This window comes from Brevundimonas sp., assembly GCF_046299535.1.
GTDB lineage: Bacteria > Pseudomonadota > Alphaproteobacteria > Caulobacterales > Caulobacteraceae > Brevundimonas.
On the sequence record NZ_JBKBIB010000004.1, the window covers coordinates 170,368 to 176,499 of the forward strand.

The following is a 6,132-nucleotide window of genomic DNA, read 5'->3' on the forward strand; positions in this document are numbered from 1 at the left end:
GTCAGGTCAGGCGGATCCGGTTCTGGGGCAGGCCGGGCGTGTCCACGCGGACGCGGAACAGCCCGCCGGCGAGAGGCTGGGCGGCGCGGGTCTGCGCATCCTGACCCAGCCAGGCGGTGGTGCAATAGAGGGTCTTCAGATCGTCGTCGCCGAACGCGGCCTTGGTCACGGCTGAAACGGGAAACGCGATCTTGCCCAGATACTGGCCGTCGGGCCCATAACGGCCCACGCCCCAGCCGCCGAACAGGCCCACGTGCAGCACGCCCGCCGAATCCATGGACGGGCCGTCGGCGTAGCCTTCGGCCGTCGTGGCGAACAGGCGTTTGTTGGTGATCGCGCCGTCGGCGTGATCGAAGGCGTAGACGGCCTTGTCCAGGGTGTCGTGGTGATAGAGGACCCTGCCGTCCGGGCTCAGGGCCGGGCCGTTGGTGACGCCGTAACCGTCGTCCATGAGCGTCAGCGCGCCCGACGCCCAGCGATACAGCGCGCCGGTCTTCTGCTGTTCGGAATCGTCCATGGAGCCGAACCACAGGGAGCCGTCCGGCGCGACGAAGCCGTCGTTGAGGCGGTTCTGCGGCCTGTCTTCCTCCACCGGCTGGAGGAGGGAGAACGCGCCCGTGCCCACGTCGAACCGGTAGAGCCCGCCGCGCACGCCGCAGATCAGAGACCCGTCGTCGGCCGGCAGGGCGAAGCCGATCTGGTCCGGTGCGGACCAGCTCTGTTTGCCCCCGTCATCGACGCCGTAGCGGTTCAGGGTCCGGCCCTTGATGTCCACAAACCAGACGCAGCGCCGGTCCGCATCCCACACCGGCCCCTCGGCCAGTTCGGCCCTGAGGTCCCAGATCAGCTCGGGCGTCGCCACGGTCAGCTCCAGGAGTAGGCGGTCTTGGTCTGGGTGAAGAACTCCACCGCCGCGAAGCCCTGCTCGCGCGGGCCGTAGCTGGACTTCTTCGAGCCGCCGAAGGGCACGTGATAATCCACGCCCGCAGTGGGCAGATTGACCATCACCATGCCGGCGCGGGCGTTGCGCTGGAAGTCGCGGGCGTGTTTCAGGCTGGTGGTGACGATGCCGGCGGACAGGCCGAACTCGACGCCGTTGGCGATCTGAAGCGCCTCCTCATAGGACTTCACGCGGATGGTGGAGGCGACGGGGCCGAACACCTCTTCCTGATTGATGCGCATGTCCGTCGCCGTGTCGGCGATGAGGGTCGGCTGAACGTACCAGCCGGGCTTGTCCAGCTTCAGGCGGTCGCCGCCGGTGACGATGCGGCCGCCGTCCCCCTTCGCCACCTCGATGTAGCGGTAGGAGGTCTCCATCTGGTCCTCGCTGACGGCGGGGCCCATCTGGGTGTCCGGGTCCAGGGCGTCGCCGACGCGCAGGGCCTTCACCTTTTCCGCCAGGGCCGCGACGAATTTGTCGTGGATGCCGTCCTGCACGATCAGGCGCGAGGAGGCGGTGCAGCGCTGGCCGGTGGCGAAGAAGGAGCCGTCCAGGGCGATCTGCACCGCGCGATCCAGATCCGCATCGTCCATGACCACGAGCGGGTTCTTGCCGCCCATCTCGAGCTGCACCCGGGCCTGACGCTTGACCGCGCCCATGGCCACGCCGGCGCCGACACCTTGCGAGCCGGTGAAGCTGATGGCGTCCACGCCCGTGTGATCCACAATGGCCTGACCCACGCGGCCCCGGCCGATGATCATGTTGACCACGCCCCTGGGCAGGCCCGCCTCGTGCAGGATGGCCACCAGCGCCTCGGCCGTGGCCGGGGTCTGGCCGGCGGGCTTGATGACCACCGTGTTCCCGAAGGCGAGGGCCGGAGCCATCTTCCAGGCCGGGATGGCGATGGGGAAGTTCCACGGGGTGATCAGGCCATAGACGCCCACGGCCTGACGATAGGTCTGGATCTCCACGCCCGGGCGCGTCGACATCAGGTTCTGGCCGTGCAGACGCAGGGCCTCGCCGCCGAAGAACTTCAGGATGCGGGCGGCGCGCACGGTCTCGCCGATGCCTTCGGGCAAGGTCTTGCCCTCTTCGCGCGACAGCAGCCGGCCCACTTCCTCGCGGCGCTCCATCAGGATGTTGGAGGCCTTGTCCAGCACGTCCGAGCGCACCTCGGGCGAGGCGTCGGCCCAGCCGCCGAAGGCCGCGCGCGCGGCGTCCACCGCGGCATTGACCTCGGCGTCGCCGCCGTCGGGAACACGGGCCACCACATCGCGGGTGTCGGACGGGTTCAGGCTCTCGGACGGCCGGTCCGTCGAAACCTTCTCGCCGTTGATCCAGTGGGACAGTTCGAGGGTGTCGGACATGGCGTGTCTCCTTTGTGGCCCGCGCCGGGGAGGTCGCGGGCCTTCAGTACATTCCAAAATCAGGCGAGGGCCGAACGACGAATTCGTTCGGCCCTGCCCGTTCGGGTCGATAACCGGCGGCTCAGCCGGTCATCTGCTCCAGTTCCTTGCCGCGGGTCTCGTGGACCAGGGCCAGGACGAAGAACACCGAGACCAGGGCGCTGACGGCGTAGAAGCCGTAGGTCAGCGTCAGGCCGATGCCGGCGGCCATGATCGGGAAGCTCATGGTGATGCCGAAGTTGGCGATCCACTGGGCGAAGCCCGAAACCGCCAGGCCGGAGCCGCGGATCTGGTTCGGGAACATCTCGCCCAGCATGACCCACATGACCGGACCCCAGCTGAAGTTGAAGAACATCACATAGATATTGGCCGCCACCAGCGCCAGCAGCCCCATCCCCGGCGTCAGGTCGAGGAAGCTGGATGAGAGGGTGGTCTGGGCGTCATAGACCGTGCCGTTGTTCAGCACCGTGCCCGCCTCCAGCACCGTGCCCGAGGCCATGAAGGTCCCGGTGGAGAAGGCGTAGGCCACCAGCCCCAGGGTGATGGCCATGCCCACCGAGCCGATCAGCAGCATGGGCTTGCGGCCGAGTTTGTCGATCACCAGCAGGCCCGCGATGACCGCCGCGATGGACAGGGCGCCGGACAGCACATTGATCATCAGGGCGTCGTTCTCGCTCAGCCCCACCGACTGCCAAAGCACCGCGCCGTAGTAGAAGACGATGTTGATGCCCACCAGTTGCTGGAACACCGCCAGGCCGATGCCGGCCCAGACGATCATGCGGACGCCGCCCTTGTTCCGGTCCAGCAGGTCCGACAGGCGCGGCTTGTGATCCGCCGTCAGGGACTGCTGGATTTCGGCCACCTTCAGGCCCGCGGCCTTCGGACCGAACAGACGGCCCAGCACCTCGGCGGCCTTTTCGTGCTTGCCCTTGATGACCAGGAAGCGCGGGCTTTCGGGGATCAGGAACAGGGCGAAGAAGAAGATGACCGCCGGGATCAGCTCGACCCAGAACATCCAGCGCCAGGTGGTGAAGCCCAGCCAGAACTCGGTGGTCGACCCGCCCGCCGTATTGGCCAGCAGGTAGTTGGCGAGGAACGAGAAGAACAGGCCCGAGATGATGGCGATCTGCTGGATCGTGGTCAGCCGGCCGCGCATGTGGGCCGGGGCGATCTCCGAGATGTAGGCCGGAGCCATGACGCTGGCGGCGCCCACGGCCAGGCCGCCGAGAATGCGGTAGATCACGAACTCCGTCGAGGTGCCCGCGATGCCCGAGCCCCAGGCGCTGATGATGAACAGCACCGCCGCCACGATCATCATGGTGCGACGGCCCCAGACGTCGGCGGCCCTGCCCGCGAAGGCGGCGCCGATGGCGCAACCCAGCAGCATGGAGGCGACGTTGAAACCGGTGCCCACCGCCTCGGAATTGAAGGCCTGGCGCAGCCCCTCCACGGTGCCGTTGATCACCCCGCTGTCGTAGCCGAACAGGAACCCGCCGATCGTCGCCACCAGCACGGTGAGGATGACCAGCCCCATGTTCGTTCGCTCAAGTTCGGCGGAAGGCGGCGCCCCCGCCTGATTCAGATCCGTCATGCCTCAGTCCTCCCGATGGGGCTCTCCCGGCCCCGGTTGAGACGCCCGGCTATCGCCAGCCTGCGTCCACGAAATACTCATGCCCGGTGATCGCGCGGGCGTCATCAGACGACAGGAACAGGGCCATGGCGGCGATGTCCCTGGGTTCGATTCTCAGCGTCAGGCACTGGGCCGCCACGATCTCGGCCTCGCCTTCGGGGGAATACCATTTCATCTGGCGTTCGGTCTTCACATTGCCTGGAACGATGCAGGCCACCCGCACCCCGTCCGGCCCCCATTCGCGCGCCAGGGCGCGGGTCATGCCCTCGATGGCCGCCTTGGCCGTCTCGTAGAGCGACAGGTCCGGCAGACCCAGGTGCCAGGAAATGGAGCCCAGATTCAGGATCACACCCTTGCCGCGCCTGCGCATGGCCGACGCAACCGCCTGGGCGGCGAAGAACTGATGGCGCAGGTTCACCGCCATGCGCTCGTCCCAGTAAGCGGGCGTGACGGCCTCGACCTGATGACGGTCGTCATTGGCGGCGTTGTTGATGAGCACGTCCACTTCGCCGTGCTCCGCCTCGATACGGGCGAAGCAGGCCTTCAGCGCGTCCAGATCGGTCAGATCGCACGGCAGGAACGCCGGGGCGGGGTCCAGCGTGGAGAGGCGCGACTCCAGCGCCCGGGACGGCGCCTCGGCGATATCCAGAAACACCACCCGCGCGCCCTGCCGGGCGTAGGCCTCGGTCATGCCCTCGCCGATGCCCGAGCCGCCGCCGGTGATGACCACCAGCCGGTCCTTGAGAGAGGGATAGATCGCTTCGCTCAACGCGCGCCTCCAAGCAGGCCGCGAGAGGCCAGATTACGCATCAGTCCGGAGACCCCGAGCGTCCAGGGCGGAGCCTGGTCGCTGGTGGTCACCTTGTTGTCCAGAACGCCGAGGCGAGGCGAGGACACCCGAACCCGGTCGCCCGGCTTGTGGGTGAAGCCGCCGCCCGGCGTGTCGCGATCCTCGATGGGGGCGAACATGGTGCCCAGATACAGGATCAGGCCGTCGGGATACTGGTGGTGCCTGCCGATGGTCTGGCTGACCAGCTCCACCGGGTCACGGCTGATCAGGCTCATGGAGCTTTCGCCCTTCATGACGAAGCCGTCGTCGCCGATCACCTCCAGCGAGATGGTGGCGCGGCGCAGGTCGTCCAGGGTGAAGCCGTCGTCGAACAGGCGGATGAACGGTCCCAGCGCCGCCGAGGCGTTGTTGTCCTTGGCCTTGCCCAGCAGCAGGGCCGAACGTCCCTCAATGTCCCGCAGATTGACGTCGTTGCCCAGGGTCGCGCCGAGGATGCGGCCGGTGGAGTCGCAGACCACCGCCACTTCGGGCTCAGGGTTGTTCCAGGCCGAGTCCGACCGAACGCCTACATAGTCGCCCCAGCCCACCGAGGACAGGATGGGCACCTTGGTGAATATCTCGGCGTCGGGGCCGATGGCCACCTCCAGATACTGGGACCACAGGCCGTCGGCGATCAGGGCGGTCTTGAGGGCGGCGGCCTGTTCCGAGCCGGGCTTCACGGCGGACAGGTCGGCGCCCACCCTGTCTTTCAGGGCCTTGCGGATGTCATCGGCGGCGGCGGCGTCGCCGCGGGCGCGCTCCTCGATCACCCGCTCTACGGCGGAGACGGCGAAGGTCACGCCCGACGCCTTGACGCATTGCAGGTCCACCGGCGACAGCAGCTTGATGGCGTCCGGCGACGGCGCATCCCAGACGGTGGCGAAATGCATCTCCGCCAGGGCGCCGAGATCGCGGCCCTCGAAGGCCGCGAGTTCTGCGGCGCGGGCCAGCGCGTCGGCGCAGGTGGGGGCGAAACCGGAGATGTCCTGAACCCGGCCCTGTCGAACGCGCACGGGCGTCGGACCTTCCGGCAGTTCGATCCGTCCGATCAGGGTCGCGGCGTCCCAATCCGCCGCAAGGCATTCAACGATACTGGTCATTTCCCCCGCCGTCGCGTGAGGTGGGCGAGCCCACCGGCGCGGTCGTTTCTGTTAGCGGTAACATCAAAGGGCTGGCCGTCAGTGTCAAGGCCAATCACACGCCGGCCCGATCCGTCGTTCAGGACTCGGCTGGCGCCGGTCCGCAGGAGCCGCGCACGACAAGGGTGTGGGTCACAAGCCGGTCAACGGGCGCGTCGGAGGGGGGAGGGGGGGGGGAGAGGGGAGGG

The 6,132-nt window shown here is 68.0% G+C and carries 5 protein-coding genes; all 5 read right to left on the reverse strand.

Annotated elements, in window-relative coordinates:
* Window position 1: 1 nt before the first annotated feature.
* Window positions 2-862: an SMP-30/gluconolactonase/LRE family protein gene (locus ACK4FB_RS04960; RefSeq protein WP_409748529.1), complete on the reverse strand. Its 861-nt coding sequence runs from the start codon at window positions 860-862 to the stop codon at window positions 2-4.
* A 2-nt stretch (window positions 863-864) separates the two neighbouring features.
* Window positions 865-2,307: an aldehyde dehydrogenase family protein gene (locus ACK4FB_RS04965; protein ID WP_409748532.1), complete on the reverse strand. Its 1,443-nt coding sequence runs from the start codon at window positions 2,305-2,307 to the stop codon at window positions 865-867.
* Between the two features lie 121 nt (window positions 2,308-2,428).
* Window positions 2,429-3,937 carry a sugar porter family MFS transporter gene (locus tag ACK4FB_RS04970; RefSeq protein ID WP_409748535.1) on the reverse strand — a complete coding sequence of 503 codons (1,509 nt, stop codon included), beginning with the start codon at window positions 3,935-3,937 and terminating at the stop codon, window positions 2,429-2,431.
* A gap of 49 nt (window positions 3,938-3,986) precedes the next feature.
* Window positions 3,987-4,745: an SDR family NAD(P)-dependent oxidoreductase gene (locus ACK4FB_RS04975; protein WP_409748538.1), complete on the reverse strand. Its 759-nt coding sequence runs from the start codon at window positions 4,743-4,745 to the stop codon at window positions 3,987-3,989.
* Window positions 4,742-5,905 carry a fumarylacetoacetate hydrolase family protein gene (locus ACK4FB_RS04980; RefSeq protein WP_409748541.1) on the reverse strand — a complete coding sequence of 388 codons (1,164 nt, stop codon included), beginning with the start codon at window positions 5,903-5,905 and terminating at the stop codon, window positions 4,742-4,744. The genes ACK4FB_RS04975 and ACK4FB_RS04980 overlap by 4 nt, the downstream gene beginning before the upstream one ends.
* Window positions 5,906-6,132 lie beyond the last annotated feature (227 nt).

Excerpts from the sequence above, each read along its gene's own strand:
- ACK4FB_RS04965 (WP_409748532.1), bottom strand. The coding sequence starts at position 2,307 with ATGTCCGACACCCTCGAACTGTCCCACTGGATCAACGGCGAGAAGGTT.
- ACK4FB_RS04970 (WP_409748535.1), bottom strand. The coding sequence starts at position 3,937 with ATGACGGATCTGAATCAGGCGGGGGCGCCGCCTTCCGCCGAACTTGAG.
- ACK4FB_RS04980 (WP_409748541.1), bottom strand. The coding sequence starts at position 5,905 with ATGACCAGTATCGTTGAATGCCTTGCGGCGGATTGGGACGCCGCGACC.